Annotated in this window: 19 protein-coding genes, 1 tRNA gene and 2 pseudogenes; 7 read left to right on the top strand and 15 right to left on the bottom strand. The window is 48.4% G+C overall.

Features of this window, described 5'->3' with window-relative positions:
- Window positions 1-2: 2 nt before the first annotated feature.
- Window positions 3-76, bottom strand: a tRNA-Arg gene (locus AC5V8P_RS11480).
- A 174-nt stretch (window positions 77-250) separates the two neighbouring features.
- Here AC5V8P_RS11480 and AC5V8P_RS11475 point away from each other — a divergent pair.
- Window positions 251-544 carry a magnetosome magnetite crystal formation protein family gene (locus tag AC5V8P_RS11475; protein WP_063209284.1) on the top strand — a complete coding sequence of 98 codons (294 nt, stop codon included), beginning with the start codon at window positions 251-253 and terminating at the stop codon, window positions 542-544.
- A 303-nt stretch (window positions 545-847) separates the two neighbouring features.
- Here the strand turns inward: AC5V8P_RS11475 and AC5V8P_RS11470 are convergent, their stop codons facing one another.
- Window positions 848-1,207 (bottom strand): hypothetical protein, encoded by a 360-nt coding sequence (locus AC5V8P_RS11470; protein ID WP_063209286.1) that lies wholly within the window; start codon window positions 1,205-1,207, stop codon window positions 848-850.
- A 163-nt stretch (window positions 1,208-1,370) separates the two neighbouring features.
- On the opposite strand from AC5V8P_RS11470, the gene asnB reads away from it, so the two are divergent.
- Window positions 1,371-3,215, top strand: a complete 1,845-nt coding sequence (asnB, locus tag AC5V8P_RS11465; RefSeq protein WP_064797450.1) for an asparagine synthase (glutamine-hydrolyzing) — start codon at window positions 1,371-1,373, stop codon at window positions 3,213-3,215.
- Window positions 3,216-3,312: 97 nt separating this feature from the next.
- On the opposite strand, the gene AC5V8P_RS11460 is transcribed toward asnB, so the two are convergent.
- From AC5V8P_RS11460 to AC5V8P_RS11450, 3 genes are all read right to left on the bottom strand, one after another.
- On the bottom strand, window positions 3,313-3,945 hold the full coding sequence (locus AC5V8P_RS11460; RefSeq protein ID WP_064797449.1) for an XTP/dITP diphosphatase: 633 nt from the start codon (window positions 3,943-3,945) through the stop codon (window positions 3,313-3,315).
- Window positions 3,945-4,706: a ribonuclease PH gene (rph, locus tag AC5V8P_RS11455; RefSeq protein ID WP_063209292.1), complete on the bottom strand. Its 762-nt coding sequence runs from the start codon at window positions 4,704-4,706 to the stop codon at window positions 3,945-3,947. Before rph ends, AC5V8P_RS11460 begins: the two co-directional genes overlap by 1 nt.
- A 94-nt stretch (window positions 4,707-4,800) precedes the next feature.
- Window positions 4,801-5,859: a GerMN domain-containing protein gene (locus tag AC5V8P_RS11450; protein WP_064797448.1), complete on the bottom strand. Its 1,059-nt coding sequence runs from the start codon at window positions 5,857-5,859 to the stop codon at window positions 4,801-4,803.
- A gap of 152 nt (window positions 5,860-6,011) precedes the next feature.
- Between AC5V8P_RS11450 and AC5V8P_RS11445 the strand changes: the two genes are divergently transcribed.
- Window positions 6,012-6,569: a phosphatidylglycerophosphatase A family protein gene (locus tag AC5V8P_RS11445; protein WP_063209296.1), complete on the top strand. Its 558-nt coding sequence runs from the start codon at window positions 6,012-6,014 to the stop codon at window positions 6,567-6,569.
- A gap of 67 nt (window positions 6,570-6,636) precedes the next feature.
- Window positions 6,637-7,075 (top strand): annotated as a pseudogene (locus AC5V8P_RS11440) (GNAT family N-acetyltransferase).
- 147 nt (window positions 7,076-7,222) lie between these two features.
- Here AC5V8P_RS11440 and AC5V8P_RS11435 read toward each other — a convergent pair.
- The 5 genes from AC5V8P_RS11435 to AC5V8P_RS11415 form a co-directional block, all read right to left on the bottom strand.
- The gene (locus tag AC5V8P_RS11435) at window positions 7,223-8,008 is read right to left on the bottom strand and encodes an SDR family NAD(P)-dependent oxidoreductase (RefSeq protein ID WP_064797447.1); all 786 of its coding nucleotides are present in this window, start codon (window positions 8,006-8,008) and stop codon (window positions 7,223-7,225) included.
- A 104-nt stretch (window positions 8,009-8,112) separates the two neighbouring features.
- A complete protein-coding gene (locus tag AC5V8P_RS11430) occupies window positions 8,113-8,751 on the bottom strand; it encodes a TetR/AcrR family transcriptional regulator (protein ID WP_064797446.1) in 639 nt (212 codons plus the stop codon).
- A 167-nt stretch (window positions 8,752-8,918) separates the two neighbouring features.
- Entirely contained in the window at window positions 8,919-9,554 is a 636-nt protein-coding gene (locus AC5V8P_RS11425; protein ID WP_064797490.1) for an NAD(P)-dependent oxidoreductase, read from the bottom strand.
- 98 nt (window positions 9,555-9,652) lie between these two features.
- On the bottom strand, window positions 9,653-10,660 hold the full coding sequence (locus AC5V8P_RS11420) for an MBL fold metallo-hydrolase (protein ID WP_064797445.1): 1,008 nt from the start codon (window positions 10,658-10,660) through the stop codon (window positions 9,653-9,655).
- A gap of 23 nt (window positions 10,661-10,683) precedes the next feature.
- Window positions 10,684-11,469 (bottom strand): class I SAM-dependent methyltransferase, encoded by a 786-nt coding sequence (locus tag AC5V8P_RS11415; protein ID WP_064797444.1) that lies wholly within the window; start codon window positions 11,467-11,469, stop codon window positions 10,684-10,686.
- Between the two features lie 263 nt (window positions 11,470-11,732).
- Between AC5V8P_RS11415 and AC5V8P_RS11410 the strand changes: the two genes are divergently transcribed.
- Window positions 11,733-12,611 (top strand): DUF72 domain-containing protein, encoded by an 879-nt coding sequence (locus AC5V8P_RS11410; RefSeq protein WP_064797443.1) that lies wholly within the window; start codon window positions 11,733-11,735, stop codon window positions 12,609-12,611.
- On the opposite strand, the gene AC5V8P_RS11405 is transcribed toward AC5V8P_RS11410, so the two are convergent.
- Genes AC5V8P_RS11405 through AC5V8P_RS11385 form a run of 5 tightly spaced genes read right to left on the bottom strand, consistent with a single transcriptional unit; the run spans window position 12,581 to window position 17,639 of the window.
- Entirely contained in the window at window positions 12,581-13,717 is a 1,137-nt protein-coding gene (locus AC5V8P_RS11405; RefSeq protein WP_064797442.1) for a tetratricopeptide repeat-containing glycosyltransferase family 2 protein, read from the bottom strand. The genes AC5V8P_RS11410 and AC5V8P_RS11405 overlap by 31 nt on opposite strands.
- Window positions 13,718-13,726: 9 nt before the next feature.
- Window positions 13,727-14,587 (bottom strand): class I SAM-dependent methyltransferase, encoded by an 861-nt coding sequence (locus AC5V8P_RS11400; protein ID WP_064797441.1) that lies wholly within the window; start codon window positions 14,585-14,587, stop codon window positions 13,727-13,729.
- The gene (locus tag AC5V8P_RS11395; protein ID WP_064797440.1) at window positions 14,580-15,929 is read right to left on the bottom strand and encodes a nucleotide sugar dehydrogenase; all 1,350 of its coding nucleotides are present in this window, start codon (window positions 15,927-15,929) and stop codon (window positions 14,580-14,582) included. The genes AC5V8P_RS11400 and AC5V8P_RS11395 overlap by 8 nt, the downstream gene beginning before the upstream one ends.
- Window positions 15,930-15,931: 2 nt before the next feature.
- Window positions 15,932-16,912 carry a polysaccharide biosynthesis protein gene (locus AC5V8P_RS11390; protein ID WP_064797439.1) on the bottom strand — a complete coding sequence of 327 codons (981 nt, stop codon included), beginning with the start codon at window positions 16,910-16,912 and terminating at the stop codon, window positions 15,932-15,934.
- A 19-nt stretch (window positions 16,913-16,931) separates the two neighbouring features.
- A complete protein-coding gene (locus AC5V8P_RS11385; protein ID WP_064797438.1) occupies window positions 16,932-17,639 on the bottom strand; it encodes a glycosyltransferase family A protein in 708 nt (235 codons plus the stop codon).
- 215 nt (window positions 17,640-17,854) lie between these two features.
- Here AC5V8P_RS11385 and AC5V8P_RS11380 point away from each other — a divergent pair, with 215 nt between their 5' ends.
- Together AC5V8P_RS11380 and AC5V8P_RS11375 are read left to right on the top strand one after the other, a co-directional pair.
- Window positions 17,855-18,568, top strand: a complete 714-nt coding sequence (locus AC5V8P_RS11380) for a GT-D fold domain-containing glycosyltransferase (RefSeq protein ID WP_064797437.1) — start codon at window positions 17,855-17,857, stop codon at window positions 18,566-18,568.
- A 208-nt stretch (window positions 18,569-18,776) separates the two neighbouring features.
- Window positions 18,777-19,421: pseudogene (locus AC5V8P_RS11375) on the top strand (SGNH/GDSL hydrolase family protein); the annotation flags it as partial.

Below are 19,421 nucleotides of genomic sequence, written 5' to 3'. Positions count from 1 at the left end.
TACGTCCCAGGAGGGATTCGAACCCCCGACCGACGGCTTAGAAGGCCGTTGCTCTATCCAGCTGAGCTACTGGGACAAAATGACAATCAATAAAACATTATGTATTCAGTGCATTAATGATTATATCACATTTTGGGCAACTGTCAAAAGCATTTTTTATTATATCAGAAAGCAAGCTGCAAAAAGGAATCATTTGGACGTTAACGGGGTATTATGTACAAAGAGCTTGGTTAAAAAGGAGGGATTGATCGTGAGAGGCCTTTTGTCGTCAATTTGTTATTTCAGCATTTTTTTCGCACCTTTTCTGGTGCCGCTTATTGTGTGGATTGCAGTCCGGGATGATTATGTTCAGGGACATGCTAAGAAAGCCATCTTATCGCATATTTTCCCCATTATCGCGGCGATTCCACTAGTGTATTTTATTATAACGGCCAATCATGCAGGTTCGGTTATCGGGTTTGTACTGCTGTTCGTGGTGGTCTATCTCGGGGTTTTTGTTTATAACATCTACAAAGGGATCATGACACTCCGTGAAGCAGCCTAAAAAAGAAGCCTCCCGCATTCCGCAAATTTACGGAAACGGAGGCTTCTTCAGAATCATTTGTGAATGAGCAGTTGTCGATATTATGACTATTTATTACCAAAGCGTCTAGGACTTCTTCGCACCTCGTGTCTTACATTTTTCTCCATCACTTCTTCTGCGAACTCATTGTTATGAATATAACTGCTGCCTTTGTTTTTCTTATACTTCGCTTTGCCGTCTATGATTTTCCCCTCCTTTCACGCTGATCCAGCGATGGCGCTGGTGTCCAAATCAACAACAGTCGAGGTATAGCACACCATATTCTCATGCCCCAAACTCCTTGGCAAACTCTGTACTAAGCTCTCCATAGGAGAGCAATTCCCGTTTGAACTTTTCCCGTTCCTCACCAGCGGTAATGTGCGTAGAGTCCGTAAAAGCCTTGTCTGTCACTTCCTCAAAGGCCGAATGCAGATTATTGTCGTACCAATCCAGCTCCAGGTCGGCATCATTACGGATGATCCGTACCATGTCATAGTCAGGCTGACCATCCTTCTGATTCGTGGCTGTGATATAAACCAGCAGCTCCGGGTCATCTGCGGCACCGGGACGTACCTCTACCTCAGCGCAGCGCACTCCGTCAAGTTCAGTGAAACGGCGGATTTTGGCATCCTTGATGTAGTACATTGTCTCCCTCCTTCCTCATAAGTAGACGGGTTGCCCCATCTATAGTTTTCGGAACGGACAGACATTTTATGCTTCTTTTCGGCATATATACTGATGAACTGGGGATTTAGCTTTTGATTCATACCAACACTGGATGAACACGACAAAGAGAGGATGAATAGACATGTGCGGAATTACAGGTTTCATACAGTGGAACAGAGACTTGATGCATCAATCTGAGCTGCTGCTGAAAATGACGCAAACACTCTCCGATCGCGGACCGGATGCTGCCGGTACCTGGATATCCAACCCGTGTGCTTTCGGACACCGAAGACTAAGCGTAATGGACCCGGAAAATGGGGCTCAGCCCATGATCCGGCAGCTTGAGGATATCACTTATACGATTGTATATAACGGGGAAATATATAACGCGCCTGAACTGAAAAAAGAGCTGCAACAGCGCGGACATTTTTTCCGTACACAATGCGACACAGAGGTACTACTCGAATCCTATATCGAATGGGGCCCGGATTGTGTAGATCGGTTGAACGGGATCTTTGCATTTGCAGTCTGGGATAGTGAGCGGGAACAGGTATTTCTGGCACGGGATCGACTGGGAGTAAAGCCGTTATTTTATAGCCAAACTGAAGATGTATTCGTATTTGGCTCCGAACCCAAAGCGCTGCTCCAGCATCCAGCGGTAGAGGCAGCCGTAGATGCCGAGGGCTTGGCAGAAATCTTTATCATTGGTCCTGCCCGCACCCCCGGACATGGTGTCTATTCATCGATGAAGGAGCTTCGTCCCGGACATACCCTCACCTACAGCCGCGACGGCGTACGCATTCAAGCTTACTGGAAGCTGGAAAGCATTGCGCATGAGGATAACACCGAAGAAACGGCCCTCAAGGTACGAGAGTTATTAATAGATACTGTGGAGCGACAGCTTATTTCGGATGTACCGGTATGTACCTTATTGTCTGGCGGCCTGGATTCAAGCGCCCTGTCCGCATTAGCTGTCGATTATTACAAACGTACCGGGCAGGGACAAGTTCATACGTATTCGGTCGATTATGTGGATAACGACAAGCATTTTAAAGCCCATGCGTTCCAGCCCGGAGCTGATGCCCCTTGGATACAGCGGATGGTCGATGAATTAGGGACAAATCATCATTGGATTGAATTCGATACACCAGAAGTTGTAGCAGCTCTGAACAACTCCACGCTAACGCGGGATTTACCCGGAATGGCTGACGTGGATTCGTCACTGTATCTCTTTTGCCGGGAGATTAAAAAGGGTGCGACTGTCGCCATTTCTGGTGAAGCCGCGGATGAAGTGTTTGGCGGATATCCATGGTTTCATCGGGAGGATATGCTGAATTCGGGCACATTCCCATGGGCGGTTGCTCCCGATATGAGAGCGAGTCTGCTATCCCCTGAGGTGCGGGACTGGATCAAGCCGCTGGAGTATTTGAACGACCGCTACTCCGAAGCAATCGGAGAAGTACCGAAGCTACCGGGAGAAACAGGAAAAGCTGCACAAATGCGTGTCATGTCCTATTTGAACATCACCCGTTTTATGCCTACCCTGCTGGATCGCAAGGATCGGATGAGTATGGGGGTTGGACTCGAAGTCCGGGTGCCGTATTGCGATCATCGGCTGGTGCAATATGTATGGAATATTCCGTGGAGCATTAAGATGACTGGCGGACGTGAAAAAGGTATCTTGCGCAAAGCGCTGGAGGGCGTATTACCGGATGATGTGCTGTATCGTAAAAAAAGTCCGTATCCCAAAACACATAACCCCTCCTATCTTGCCGCTGTGAAAAAGCAGGCACTGCAACTGCTGGACGATTCCTCTTCCCCACTGCTCAAGCTGATTGATGTACAAAAGGTACGGGATATTGCCGCTTCACCGGAGGCATCCACCAACCTGCCATGGTTTGGTCAGCTGATGTCGGGTCCGCAGTTATTTGCCTACTTGACCCAAGTGGATAACTGGCTGCGCACTTACAAGGTGGCTATTCGATAAAAACAGGAAAATAACCAAAAAGGCTATCCGCAGCTTATGACTGACGGATAGCCTTTTGGGGTTATGTGACAGACTTATTATTCGCCCTGTTGTCAAACTACGCCTGTGGATTCCCCAGCTTTGTTATTAAACCACGCAGGGCTATGCCCCGGTGACTGATAGCCTGCTTTTGTTCCAATGTTAGCTCCGCCATTGTCTTTTCAAACTCTGGCAAATAGAACAGCGGATCATATCCAAACCCACCGCTGCCTGCAGTTTCAGTCGTAATCCAGCCCTCGACGGAGCCCGTCGCTTCCAACGTCTCCCTAGTCTGTGGATTATACAGAATCAAGGTACAGACAAATTGTGCTGGGCTCAGCAAAGGCTGTCCAGTATCGTCACCAAGCTGCTTGGATTCCAGAACATCAAGCAGCTTAATATTGTTTTCGTGATCGCTGGCACCTTCTCCAGCATAACGGGCTGAATATACCCCCGGCGCACCGTCCAGCAAGTCCACGCACAGGCCGGAATCATCGGCCAGCACTGGCAATCCAAGCGCATCTCCCACCGCTTTGGCTTTTTTCAGTGCATTTTCGGCAAAGGTTATGCCATCCTCAACGACATCAGGAATATCGGGATAATCGTACATACTTCTGACTTCCTTGCCAAACGGGGCAAAAGCATGTGCAAACTCCCGCACCTTTCCTTTATTCTTCGTGGCGACAATGACGACCGGTCCATCCAGCCGCATCAGGCTCCAGCTCCTGTACGTCCAGCACCGATCTTATCAGCAATCGGTCCGAGCACTTCTTTCTGACGCTCGATCATTTGCAGAATCCCTTGTTCGCCCAAGCTAAGCAGTTGATCCAACTCCTGACGGTCGAATGGGCTTTCTTCTCCTGTACCTTGCAGTTCGACGTATTTGCCACTGCCAGTCATGACGAGATTCATGTCCACCTTGGCCTTGGAGTCCTCTTCATAATTCAGATCCAGCAACGCCTTCTCGCCAACAACCCCTACGCTGACCGAAGCCAGAAAATCCGTAATAGGGAACACAGGCAATTTGTGCTGGACCGCAATTTTATTTACGGCAATCGCCAGCGCTACGAAAGAACCGGTAATGGAGGTGGTGCGTGTTCCGCCATCCGCCTGAATGACATCACAGTCCAACGTAATCGTCCGTTCACCAAGCGCCTGCAAATTGACAACCGAACGCAATGCTCTTCCGATCAGACGCTGAATTTCCATAGTACGACCAGTCAGCTTGCCGCGTGCAGCTTCACGCTGATTACGGCTATGTGTCGCCCGTGGAAGCATGGAATATTCTGCGGTCACCCAGCCTTTTCCTTGGCCTTTCATGAAGGGTGGCACGCGCTCTTCCACCGTAGCCGTACAGATGACTTTCGTCTCGCCAACCTCTATAAAAACAGAGCCCTCCGCGTATTTATTTACTCCAGCTGTCAGTTTCATCGGGCGCAGCTCATCACCGTTTCGTCCGTTAGATCTACTCATGCTTTTTCCTCCTACGTCGTATGCAACCTGTTCTTATATGTTTATTTTACCAAAGTGTGCAGGCAAAAGCACCCCAAGGACGTTTCCCTGTTCCTTAAAGAGGAATTTCGTTAATGTGCTGCGGCTTGGACACAGGCTCTCCATAATTTTGATTATTTTGCCCCATCACACTTTTCTCACCATTCAGTTCGATGCGAACTTTCGTTTTGAGTGCATCATCCGAATTGTCCGTCGCCGTCAGTACGACTGATTCCAAAAATTCAGCAGGCACGGCCTCCCCCTTGGCAAACATATCATCCGAGAGTGATACCGTAATGACGTTATCCTTGGAGCGTTCTACCGATTTCAGCGCCGTCTCCCCTGTCATTACTTCCTGCAATCCATCCTTGGTCTGCGGCCCTTGAATTAACTGATGCAGAGCTGACTGGACACGATCTTTTTCCGGACTGACCAGTCGTGTTACAGGTACATAATATTGAACTCCAGCAGGAGAAGATGAAGAGAAATAGACGGTGACCGGACTGGAATCCAGTGGTGTTACGCCATGACCGACCTCCAAATTAATCCCTACGGCACGCGTCAACGGCTGATCCAGCGGTGTGCCACCAACAGGCATTTCGTTTAGCTTTTTGCCGTCCACCCAAATCTGTACGCTCTTAATATCAGGACGGTCAGTCAGTGTCCAGGTCAAGCTTTCCATTAATTTGCGTTCTTCCTCTGGCTTATAGTTGGCGAAAGATTTGTTGAATTCAACAACAGCCAGCTTGTTGCTCTTGTCCACCGTCACACTTTTCACTTCCGTACCTTGGGGCAGTACACCCTTAAATCCCTCTGGTAATAAGCCAGCATACGGCCCGCCCTCAACCAGCGTTTCCAGCGCGGACTTGGCATCTGCCTGTACATCACCTGTAGCAATCGGTAAGGATATAGGGGCCAGCAAGCCGTTATGATCTTGCAAAAAAACAGCCCTCAACTGCCCGGTCGTGGCAGGTGCATTTCCGGTTACAGCCTTAATCATGGACTGCTCTGTCGTGGACGGCGGAGGGTCAATGGACGCGGCTTCGTTGCCGAAAAGGCTGCATCCGGACAACAACAGGGGCAAGGATAGCAGCCCGGCTACAGAGGTCAAACGCCATGGGTGTTTTATGTTCATAAATGAAGTTCCTCCCTAACAATTTTGTACAGATTGTACTAATATGTATACGAGCCCCGCGTAAAAAATAACTACTTTTTCAGCAGACTGGACACACTGGTCATAATTACAGTAGAAATTAGGAACAACACGAGGAGGGTAACTTCAACTTTATGGACAAGAAAAAAGTACCTTACAGCCTGAATAGTAAAAAGGTAGCCGATGCCACCCGTGAGTGGCTGCACAAACGTGGTGTAAGTATGACTGAAATCGCTGAATTGGTTATGCTTTTACAGAAAAAATATTACCCGAACCTAACGATGGAAGAATGTATTGAAAATGTGGACAAGGTACTGATGAAGCGTGAGGTTCAAAATGCCGTGCTTACAGGCATCCAGCTCGATATTCTTGCGGAACAGGGCGCACTTCTCCCCCCATTGCAGGATATGATTGAAAATGATGAGGGATTATACGGGGTGGATGAAATTCTAGCTTTCTCCATCGTCAATGTGTACGGCAGCATTGGATTTACCAATTACGGTTATGTGGATAAGCTTAAACCAGGTGTGCTCGAACGCCTGAACGATAAAAGCCTTGGACCGATCCATACGTTTCTGGACGATATTGTGGGTGCGATCGCAGCTTCGGCTAGCAGTCGTATCGCGCATCGCAAGCAGGCCGAGCGCGAGCAGGAGCTTGGGGAAGAAAGCGCACCGAATACAACACGCTAAAAACGGTATACCAATTCAAAATACGCGATGGATGCAACAGATATATAGAGTAAGAGGAGAACTAGACATGGCAAACGTAACTGATGGATATACATTCCGTACGATGAGAGCTGATGATTATGATCAGGCTATTGAGTTGTGGAATGGCTTAGACGGATTGGGATTAAGCGAGGCGGACTCACCGGAACGGATTGCACGCTTTTTGCAGCGGAATGAAGGACTTAGCTTTGAACTGTGAATACGCTGGAAACATCATAGGCACGATTTTAGCAGGTCATGATAGTCGCAGAGGGTTTCTGTATCATCTGGGTGTAACCGCAGAACATCGTGGTCATGGGATTGCGACCAGACTGGTGGATAGAGCCTTATCTGCTTTGCTCACAGAAGGCATTGATAAATGTCATCTGTTTGTGATGGAGCATAACACAGGAGGCCAACGTTTCTGGTCAGCTAACGGCTGGGAGAAGCGAGATGGGATTTTATTATATTCGCGAGATCTGGCATAGCATCTGAACGCTTGATCTATGTAAATAGGACGCCGGGTCTGATTTAATTGTGCCAGAAACGATCAGACCCGGTGCATAAAAATTACAGTACTTTTAGTAGCAGTCCGGGTTATTAAAGAACTGGTTATCTTGATTCATGAATTGCAATCAATTTTGAGGTCGTAATGTACGCTCTACAATATTAAGTGTGGTTTGACGAGAGAAAAATCGGGATACTTGAGCTACCCAATAGTTTTGTCGACCCGATATTATATGACTGCGCCCTTTTTCAAATGCTTTCAAGGCATTCTTGACGACAGTCTGCGGCGTTTCTCTGGAACCTACAGAGGCTTCACTCGAGCCTACCACATCAAAAAATGAGGTTTCGGTTGCACCAGGACAGAGGGCGAGCACTTTGAGTCCCCGTTTTCGATTTTCCGCCCACAGCGCTTCGCTAAACGAAAGCACGAATGCTTTGGTTGCTCCATATACAGCCATATAGGGATCGGGCTGAAATGCAGCGGTGGATGAAACATTGATGAGTCCCCCATCTCGGTTCCGCAACAAATCAGGCATAAATGCATGTGTGATGTCGACTAAAGCAGCCACATTGAGCATCACTTCCTCATGCTGTCGTTCTCCTGAAATCTGCTCAAAGTACCCATAGGTGGCAAAACCCGCGTTGTTAATCAGAAGATCTACCTTGAGTTGTTGCTTTTGAACCTCCTGATGCAGTGTTTGGGGAGCTCCTGGTGAGGATAGATCGAGCACAATCACCGTAGCTTTTACGTTATATTTAGCGGAGAGCTCTTTCGCCAGTGCTTTTAATTTGGTTTCATTGCGCGCTACCAAAATGAGATTACATTTCCTCGCCGCGAGCGAATAGGCAAATGCCTCGCCAATCCCGGATGAAGCCCCTGTGATAAGTGCTGTCTTGTTTGCAAACATAAACATGATGATGACCTCCATAGTATCGTTGTTTTATTTCAGAAACACTGTTACCATTACTCTATAATGAACTGAAGTCACCCCAATGACGACCTCAGTACACTTCATATTTACGCTGGAGATGACGAGGGGTTGCATGCATCAAGCGTATTCTTCAGTGTAAATGCATACACCTCTTGCGCCATGTCCACTTTCAAAAAATGACCTGCAAATTGTAGATGTATTACTCCATGTAATGCTGACCACAGCATTCGAACAACCAGCAGCGGGTCCTGCTCTTTCAGTGCTCCTTGCTCCATAGCGTGTATAACGGTTTGCAGGATTCGCGATAGCGCCGTGGTGGTGCCCTCCAAGCTCTGTTCATCTGGCTTAAAATCAGATAATGCCCCGCCAAACATCATTTTGTAATAGGCTGAGTGAAGCCGCGCAAATTCCCAGTATGCCCAGCATAAAGCTTCCAGATCAGCGAGTACGTTTAGGGTAACAGGTACTTGTTGAAAGGTTTCAGCCAATAGCCGGCATCCATCCAGATACATCTCATTGGCAAGACCATCCTTATTACCAAAAATACTGTAAATGATTTTGGTGGAACAGCTTAACTTCTGTGCAACTCGCCGTACAGTCACAGCCTCAGGCCCTTCTTCTACAAGAAGAATGCATGCGGCATCAATCACATTTTTGCGGAGCAATTGCTGCTGCTGTAACTTCACCTCAGAATAGGTTTTATAGGGTTGTGAGGACTCGGACATCGTTCAATGCACTTCCTTTGCTTATCTCGGAAACAATGTTTCCATTGTGAACCATAGTATTCCATGCCTGAATATTTGTCAAATAAAAAAGAACGCAAATAAGTAGATACACTTACTGCGCTCTCGTTGGGATGCTTAAAAGATAGAGCATGTTTTGCGTTCCACGATCAATAGGCAATGCCCACCCTGGTACGAATAAAATCACAACTCTTCGATTGATGATAGGTAAAGTCAGCCGTATCCGCAGTGGTAATTTGTGAACCATCTTCGGGCAAAAAGTCTTTCTCCACGCGATACACACCTGTACGTCCGCCATCCGGCAGATAGGTCGGACATACGATTGTCCAGTCTAGTGCCGAATCACGAAGCAATTCATATACCCGCCGATGCTCCTCGGCTGCTCGGGTGCTGCGTCGCCGGGTATCGGAGGATTCGTATCGATACAGGCTCGGCTCGGTCCGGCTTTGCAAAATCCCTGCCGTTCCCACTGTAATGAGGCGATGAATGGACTGCTCCTGCATCAGCCGGATCAACAGGTCTATACTTACAGAAAGCGTGGTGGTTCCAGCTGTATTCAGCGCACTGATCACAACTGTTGGCCCACCCTTCAGCGCTTGCGCTATATCCTCGGCGTTGGTGGCATCACCTTGTACGATTTGCAGCTGTGTCCCGTATCGAGATGCGAAATCCTTCAACTTATCCGGTAAACGAACTAGGGCAGTTACGGTATGACCATCCGTTAGCGCATAATCTAATATAAAACGGCCCACTCTTCCAGTAGCTCCCAGCAGCAGCAAATTCATAAAAGCCTCTTTTCCGGCATACATGCCGCTCATGTTGTTCAATCATGTTGCGTTTCCATGATGTTAAGTCAAGTCACTCATATTTTTTCCTCCATTATTTACGAGGCATGGGGATAAAAGCGCGTGATAGGACTCTCCTCGCTCATAAAGGCTCGCTCACGGCGCACCAGCTCCACTAGGTGGGCCAGCGTCTCAGACATGGCAAACCTTAGCTGGTGAATACCCAGCTTGTCGCCGAACACAGCAATGCACAGCTCATAGGCTGTGCTGCCTTCCGGTTGGATCAGCTGCTGGAATTTCTCCAGCCGTTCTTCATGATGCGCCAGCAATGCCTGCGTGCGTTCGCGAAAATACCCAAACGGATTGCGGTGTCCGGGGTATGCCCATGCGACCTCCAGCTCACCTAGGCGCTGCAAGCCGTCTATATAAGACTTCAGCGGCTGGGCATCACTGCCCGGCAGCAGACTGATATTAGGAGAAATCTGCGGCAATACCGCGTCACCGCACAGAATAACGCCGCTATTCGGCTCATAAAAGGACACATGTCCAGGTGCATGCCCTCCAGTCTCTACGGGCATCCAGCTGCGTCCAGCCCATTCCAGACGAGTGTTGATTCCGATAGGAATGAAGGTAATCTCAGGTTGCGGGTTCACTTGCAAATAAGCCTGCTGCATATGTACTTCTAGGGCTGATACCTGCTCCAAAGAAAAACCATGCTGGACAAAAAAGCTGGGCAGCCGCTTCTCCATAGCAGTCGTCGATTCTGGATCACCCCACATCATCACCGCTTCCTTATGACTGCGGGCTGACATATGTACGCGAGCCTGACCTTGCTGCTGCATCCACCCCGCCAATCCGTAATGATCGGGGTGATGATGAGTCACCACAATGTCCGAAATATCCTCAAAGGACATTCCCAGCTGTTGGAAGACATATGCCCATTCCGCCTCTGTATCCAGATTGCGCGGACCTGGGTCTACAATTGTAAAACCATGCTGTCCCTTGAGCACATAGCTATTCACCCAGCGCAGCGGAAAGGACATGGATATTTTGACCTGAAAAGCTCCGTCTATTCGCTCACATGGCGTAAGCTCTGGCAATTTCATGGTTTCCCCTCCGCCCTTATGTTTCAAGCCCGCATACCGACAAAAATCATTCGCGGCGAAGCATCTTCTATATATTGATCTTCATCATAACTTCCGTGTACTTGCTCTACGGATAGCCCCGCCTGTTCTAGCAATTCACGGAACTTTGCATACGGATATAGCTTTACTCGTTCATAGTACACACGCTCGGGTTCTGCATCAGCCTGGGTCGTACCCAGATCAGAGGCTGCTTCTGTGCTCGTCACAGATGCGGCTGACCGAATGGCAATTTGCTTTTTCACAAATCCATCTTCAATGACCCGATGCTCCTCAATCCAATTCCCTTCATCCTCCCGGGACGAATGCGGCACCAAATGAGCAGCTACGTAGGAAGGGTTCAAATAATCTATAATAAAGCGGCCTCCCGGTTTCAACAGCCGATAAATTTCCTTTAATACTTTAAGCTGCTCCTCATCCTTCTCAAAATAACCGAAGGAGGTAAACAAATTGACCACCGCATCAAAGCGTTCTTCCAGCGGCACTGCTCGCATATCTCCTTGATACCAGCTTACCCGCCCTTCGGTATCCGCTGCACGGGCCTCTCTCAGCAGTACATTGGAAAGGTCCACACCCGTCACGTTATAACCTGCATCAGCGAGTGCAAGAGAATGCCGTCCCATCCCGCAGCATAAATCCAGTACGCTGGAGCCTTGCGGTAATTTGAGCCAGGAGATCATTTTTTGCACTTCCTGATAGGCTCCCTGAAAGTCGCGATGCTTGTATACTAATAAATAATCTTCCCCAAAGCTTTGCTCGTACCACTCTGCCATATCGTTTCTCCTCCATGAACTCATTTCGCTCTATTACATACTATATTAGCTTTTTCAAACTGGAAACTCAAAAACATTACGAATAAGCATTTTGCAAAGTCAAAAAAGCTTTCCATCATAAGAGCATGTTACAATAATCGTATTTGAGCTTAAATAATCATAGGAACTTCATACCCATTTCATGTGATTCACCTCATTTTACCATTAAAATGTATCATGGGAATGCCTTTAAAGAGGTTTATGCTGGAAAGGAGGGCAAAGTGATGATTCAAATTGGTCTGACGGGTTGGGGCGATCACGATGACTTGTATCCAGCAGGGACTAAAGCTAACCAAAAACTAAGGGTCTATGGAGGCCATTTTCCAGTCGTCGAGATGGATAGTTCTTTTTATGCGGTACAGCCAACGGATCGTATGGCACGCTGGGCAGCGGAAACTCCTGATTCCTTCTCATTTCTCGTCAAGTCCTATCAAGGCATGACTGGCCATACCCGCGGCAAACAGCCTTACTTCAAAACCATTGATGCGATGTATGAGGCACTACATGCATCTATATTGCCTCTTCGCGAAGCAGGCAAGCTCAAAGCGGTGCTGTTTCAGTATCCGCCCTGGTTTGACTGTACGCGTGAAAATGTCGCCATCCTGCGAGACACAAAAAATAGGATGGGAGAGGTCCCATCCGTACTTGAATTCAGACATCAAAGCTGGTTCACACCAGATTTTCGGAAGCAAACGCTGGCATTTATGCATGAGGAAGGCTGGATACATAGCGTATGCGACGAGCCGCAGGCAGGACCCGGGTCGGTTCCCATTGTGCCGCAGGCTACAGACAGCAACCTGACCATCGTACGTCTCCACGGACGTAACGTATCAGGTTGGAATCAAAGCTCTGCGCCTAATTGGCGGGAGGTTCGTTATCTGTATCGGTACAATGAACAGGAATTGGCCGAATGGAAAGACAGATTGCTGGAGCTGGAACAGCAAAGCCGTGAGGTATGTGTGATATTCAACAACAATTCAGGTGGAGACGCCGCTGCGAACGCCAAGCAACTCATGACCATGCTGGGCATGGAGCCTAAGCCTTTTCCACCTCGCAAGCTGCCTGATGCGGATCAAGGGCCAGAACAGCTTGAACTATTTTGAGGACGGGCGGTCGATGAGAGATTGGGAATTGCCTTCCTGAGCTTGCGTTCGTTATCCAGTAGATGCGGATCGTCAGGCAAATAACGTAAAGCGGTTTGGTTGTGCTCATACGAAGCTTCCAGCTTACCTATATGAGCATAGCAATGACTGAGCCGCACATGAGGTAGCCAGGAGTAGCATGGTAACGGGACAGGTCGAAGACCAGGAAGGTGATGCTGTTGCTCCAATGCTTGGTCATACCAGTATGCAGCAGTGCTCCATTCGTCTCTTGTGAAAAACCAGTCCCCGATCATGCAGCACAAATCTGCTTGCGGGACACCGTATCGAAAAGAGTGTAGCAGACGATCCAGCTGTTGCTCAGGCTTCCCGAGATGGAGATAGCATTCAGCCGCTCTCGCACAAGCAGTAATCCGATCCTCCCGGTAGCCGCTCGGCTCCTTCAGCAGATGGTCAAAGGCCTCTGCTGCCTCGGCATATGCTCCACGGTCAAAGCATTCATTAGCGTGAAAATACAGCAGACGCCCTTCCAGCTTGCCGCCTTCGCTGATCCACCGGGCGAGAATACGTTGGTTACGGAGCGTATGGTCGTGCATTCGGCGATGTGTTATTGCCACATCGGCATGCACGACTTGCCCCTGAGGTATCACCAGATCCTCATGCAGGCGTCCCTCCCAGCGGTATTGTCGCTCCCGTTTCACAAGGCGAACACGGCGTGAGCTGAACAACGGCTCCCCCTGCTCACCCTCCGCCAAGTGAAGTGGCATCACCACCGCGTCGATATGCTTAGACAAACGTTGCTTTAAGGAACGCAGACGTTCACGGTCAGGTTCGAGCAGCACATCATCCGCATCCAGCCACATGATATAGGAACACGTTGCCTTGTCAAACGATTCATTACGAGCGGCGGCAAAATCATCCTTCCATTCAAACATGTAGATCCGATCCGTATAGCGGGCTGCTATCGTCTTCGTCTGATCTGTCGATCCTGTGTCCACGATGATGATTTCGTCCATCAGGTCTGCGACCGAATCCAGACACCGGGCCAGTGTCTGCTCCTCATTTTTTACGATCATGCACAAGCTGATAGTCATTGGATGCTCAGTCATGACTTCATGTCATCCCCTTCTGTTGGCTGACTCTTCCGTTGTTGTTCCGGTAGACTTGCCATCAGTATATGCATCTCTCCTCTCAGCCTGCGTCTTGTCTATCTGTTCGACACGCGCATACCTTTCTAACGGCAATAGTTGTTGCTCCATATCCCGGATTCGTTGTACCGCCTTGTCAAGTGCAGCCTTTCGCTGATTCATTTTGCGAACATGCTGCTGCTCAACCCGTCGGAACTGCTCTTCATCCAGTTGCATCCACTTATTCAGATGCTCTGCCCCTGGCTTAGCCTCTCGCAGCTCTTTTAGCTTCTTGCGACCTGCAAAGCACAAATATTTATGCTGCACTTCCAGCGCTTGTTCTGTAAAGTAAGGATACAGCACTTGGGAGAGACTTCCGGCATAGTAAGTTCGTTTATGGTCGTGGAATGGATGGTATCCATAAGGAACAGACAGGACGAGCGTGCCTTTTTTATTCAACAGGCGGTAAGCATGAGCCAGCAGAGTGTCGGGGTGCGCAAAATGTTCCAAAATCTCTCCTAAAATAATCGTGTCAAATCCACCGGGAGGACGCTCAAACTGTGAAATGTCTTTTAACTGAAAGTGGACACGTTTTCTGACAGATGCAGATTCCTGTCGAAGTTCTTTTTTTGCATAAGAAATGCTGTCCTCTTCCAAATCAATGGCGGTTACCTCAAAGCCTTCCCGCGCGAGCAAAATGGACGTGATCCCCTGACTGCACCCGACATCCAGCACGGTACGCCCCTGTACATGGCGACAAATCCAGTGAATTCGATTACGGGTGGCTTCATGAGATTCCTCCGAATTAATCTGCCCGTAGTAACGTTCGTTTACCTGATCACGGTTAGCCAACAGCAGTGCCCCCTCCGTTAACGGGGTGCCCCAAGATCACGACATGTCCACCTGTGCAATGCGCAGTCGCATTACGTGTATCGAAGACCAGCGGAGCATGGTCAACCAGCTGTTGGTAGTTCACCACCGAATGGTCTGTCGTAATGACTACGATATCTGCACTTTCCCACAGCTGGGCATTAGCCGTCCGCGATGTGATTTCTTCACCGTCCAGTTTAAAACTCGATACATACGGATCAGTGAAGCTAACCGAAGCGCCCAATTTTTTTAGATGCTCGAACAGGACAAGAGCCGGAGATTCCCGAACATCATCAATGTCCTTTTTATAAGCCACACCTGCCAGAATGATGTTGGCCTTGTTTATGGCTTTCCCTTCCTGAGCGAGCATGGCTTCAATTCGCTCTGCAATATACAGCGGCATACGCCGATTCATGCGGTCTGCCAGCTCTACGAATTCTAGCGGAAAACCGTGCTGCTCCGATTTCCACGACAGATAAAGCGGATCAACCGGAATACAGTGTCCCCCAATGCCGGGTCCCGGATAAAAAGGCATGTAGCCGAACGGCTTGGTTGCCGCTGCATCCAGTACCTCCCATATATTGATGCCAATTTTCTCACAGGCCGCTGTCAGCTCATTGACCATTCCAATGTTGACACTGCGGAACGTATTCTCAAACAGCTTGGCGGCTTCCGCCACGGTTGTCGAGCTCACCGGAACAATCTGATCCAAAAAAGAACCGTAAAAACCTGCTCCTACGGCCAGACAATCCGGTGTGCAACCGCCGATCACTTTGGGAGTGTTGCGAATGTTAAAATGGACGCTGCCCGGATCGACACGCTCCGGCGAAAAGCACACATAAAAATCCTTACCTACCGTCCAGCCCCTGCGCTGCTCTATCACTGACCGAATCAATTCCTCAGTCGTTCCCGGATAGGTGGTGCTTTCGAGAATCAACAACGTTTGTCTGCGCAAATGAGGTATGGCCTGATCAATTGCCGTCTCAATATAGGACGTATCCGGCTGATGTCCGTCCGTCAACGGCGTAGGCACACAAATCACGACGATATCCGCATGCTCCAGCACCTTGATATCCGTAACTGGATGCAATTGTTGCCCGATCAGACCTTCCAATGCATCATCGCCAATGTCTATAATGTACGACTTTCCTTGAAGCAACTTGGCTACTTTAACAGGATCGGAATCCACACCATATACATCATAACCAGCCTTTGCCATTTCTACTGCCATGGGCAGCCCTACATAACCGAGGCCGATCACAGCCACCTTTACCGTTCCTTTTGTGATTTTTTCCATAAGCTGCAAAATACCCACCTCTTTCATCGTTACTCCATACCTTGCAGTAACTCAGCAATTCCAGCGCGATCCATTAACTCATCGTCGGAGCGATATTGTTCGAATTTCACCCGCTCCAATCCACCATATTGACTCAGCAAACGCTTTTCTGCTTGCTGGGGAAGAATAACAAAATAACGATCATCATAACGGTACGTGTACGGCACCTCATAGGGCGAAATCAGCACCTCATGCAGCTTTTCCCCACCACGTATACCGATTTCCTGCACTTTTAACTCAGGCTTTTCCGCCTGTTCTTTCATTACTTCTGCCAAATCGGCAATATTGCAGCCCTTCATTTTCATGACAAGCGTCTCTCCACCAATCGCCATAACAGAAGCCTTCAGCAGCAAGCCAATCGCCTCTCCAAGCGTAAGGAAGAATCGTGTCATATGTGGGCTCGTCAGCGTTAAATCCTGTCCTTCCGCGATCTGACGCTTGAACAGGGGCACGACACTCCCACTCGTTCCGAGCACATTGCCGCCGCGAATACACACAAAGCGCGTACGCTCACTTAAGGCGTTGGCGCGGATCATCAATCTTTCGCCAATCGCCTTCGTCATGCCATATACATTCACCGGGTCTACCGCCTTGTCTGTAGAGACATCAATGACCTTGGCGACGCCCTGTTCTATGCTGGCCCGAATCACATTTTCCGTACCATGAACGTTCGTCTTGAAAGCCTCTTCCGGTTGTTTTTCACACACAGGGACATGCTTTAAGGCCGCCAAATGGAACACATAGTCTACCCCGCGACAAGCCTCCTGCAATGCCTGAAGGTCCCGAATATCCCCGATTATGAAATTCAGCCGGGGATCAGACTGAAATTGCCGCTGCATGGCAATCTGTGCAAATTCACCACGTGAGAAAATGCGAATTTCCGCTGGTTTCTCCTTCAGCAATTCAGCTGTTAGGCGTTGCCCCCAAGATCCTGTTCCTCCGGTCACCAGCAGTTTTTTTCCTTTGAACAATATAATCTCCTCCTGACCGTTACGAATTGGCCATGCCTGTGCCCAAAAATTCAGCCAGCACCGTGTTCATCTCATGTTCTGAGAGTCGATCCTTCGCTGGCACCTTTTTCACCGAAGTATTGGCAGCATGAATGACATTCACATAGTTGCGAAGCGGAATCACCTCATGCGGCAGCTCCGTTACATATCCGTGCGTGCCTTTTCCAGGAATAACGACACGGTAACCATTCAAAAAATCCTCTACTTGATAGCGGAACACATAAAAGGAAGGCGAGCGGTGAAACACAGGTGCCATCTGGCCCTCAACCGCATCCCACAAGTACCCCATTTGATTTACCAGCGCAACCGTATCCGGTTGAAACTTGTAATCATGCAATTGCTGTACAAAGGACTGGTGGTACAAATCGTCGGAATCAATTCTAGCAATGAGCAGTTCGTCCGCACCTTCGATATATGCATGGATACGACGTTTACTTTCAATGCTCGTACCAAAACGGATGTGGTCGGGAATGGGCTCACGTTGAGCCAATTCATCTTCCACAATGTCGCTGCATCCACCCGCCAGCTTGACGACAGATAAGAAATCCGCATTCGTCTGATTGAGCAGACTGCGCAGCGTAAAGGTTCTGAATATATCCAGCCGCTCGCTGATCCATTCACGTGTCAGGCGGTTGGGATTCATCCCATAGTTATTAAAATTAATTTCAATCACAATCTTGCGATTCATTGAACTTCCTCCCTTTCATCCGTCTCCTCTCAAGTTATGAAGACACTCCTGAAACGGCACGTACAGATACAACAACTCTCGCAAAAATAGGTAGAATCCAAAAAGAATAGCCGTTCATACAAAAATATTTTTACGTTCGACATATGATAGAATACAAAGTTTTTTGGTCCATCTGAAACATGAAACAAGCAGGACTGACAGGGAGGAACCATGATATGACGAATTCAAAGTATCTGGAGATAGACGAAGTACTGAAACATTTGAAGCTGGCACTCGATCAGCACCAGCCCTTTTCGCTTATCCGTATTGGGGATGGTGAAAATTTAGTGTTGGCGCAAGACACTGTCTGGCCGATGGAAAAGGTGTTACAGGAACGTTGGGCAGTCAAAGCCAATCTCGGTCAAAAGGGACTGTTTCTGCCGAATACGGAACTACGAGATGCGGTGGCTGTAGCAGTGAGCAAAGCCAGTATTACTGGCATTTTGCCCTATGATGACGAATCTATTAAAGCACCATCCTATATGAAACGGGAGCTGACGGATCAGGTTTTTGCTCACTATGCTCTTGCGCCTGCGCTGACTTGCCATGCCTGCCTGAATCGATATATGGCGCAGACGCCGGCATTCTGGGATATTCTGAAAAATCGACGTATTCTACTGGTGACCCGGACGGCCGCTGAAGTCAAATCTGTTCTTGAAACCGAGCCGTACGGGCTGCATATCGCGCATACGATCGCATTTCATCAATATGAACAGATGCCTGAAACACTAGGATGGATCGCAGCACACAAAGATGACTTTGATATTGCGCTGTTCTCTTGTGGTGTCAATGCCGTGGTATTGGCGCAACAAACAGCAGAATTAACCGGCAAAGTAGGTATTGACTTCGGCAAGGCGATAAACATCGTCATGTTCGGCAAAGCGAATTAAAGAAGAAAAGGAATAGTCTAAAAAAACAACTTCATTTTCTGTGCTCCGTGTATCCAAAAAAGCACCCACAAATTAAATTTTGCGGGTGCTTTTGCTATCAAATACTGTCCTAAACTTACTTACAAATAGAATTTGAGATTCTCTGTCACTTCTTTTACAATATTACAGAAACTAGCATTCATTCGAGATTATGAGGAGGATGTTGAATATGTCGCATAACAAGAGATTGAAGACATACCCGCTTGCAAAAGCAAAGCATGTAAAGGTTCATGGCCGAACTACGCCAACCCTCACCCCTCTTACTCTGTTTTGGACAGGCAGCGGCATAGAATTAAATATGAAAGGCTCGGAGCTATGGATTGAAATAGAAGCTGATTATCAGATGTATGAGTCCTGGATTAGTATTGTTGTCAATGGTGTCCCGATGAGTCGCCTGATGGTGACCACTGGACGGCATTGGATCTGTCTTCTAAGAGGTTTGAACTCTGACACGGTCAAAAATGTTCGTGTAGTCAAGGATGTCCAGCCTATGAGCTCGGACCCCCGCTGCTTGTTGCAAATTCATGCCCTGAAGGTTGACGGAGAATTGCTGCCCGTCCCTGATAAGCCCCTCAAGATAGAATTTATCGGTGACAGCATTACTTCGGGAGAAGGAACGATTGGAGCAAAGGAAGAGACAGACTGGGTTCCTATGCTGTTCACGGCCCTACGCAATTATACAGCCATAACAGCCGAGGCACTGAATGCGGATTACCGAGTGTTCTCACAAAGCGGATGGGGTGTGCTAACAAGCTGGGATAACAACCCCCATGGGAACATACCGGCATATTATAAGCAGATATGTAGTGTGCTC

The sequence above is a fragment of the Paenibacillus sp. N119s genome (genome assembly GCF_059447605.1).
The sequence above is the reverse complement of the archived record's forward strand: the minus strand, read 5'-3'. Positions and strand labels throughout refer to the sequence as shown.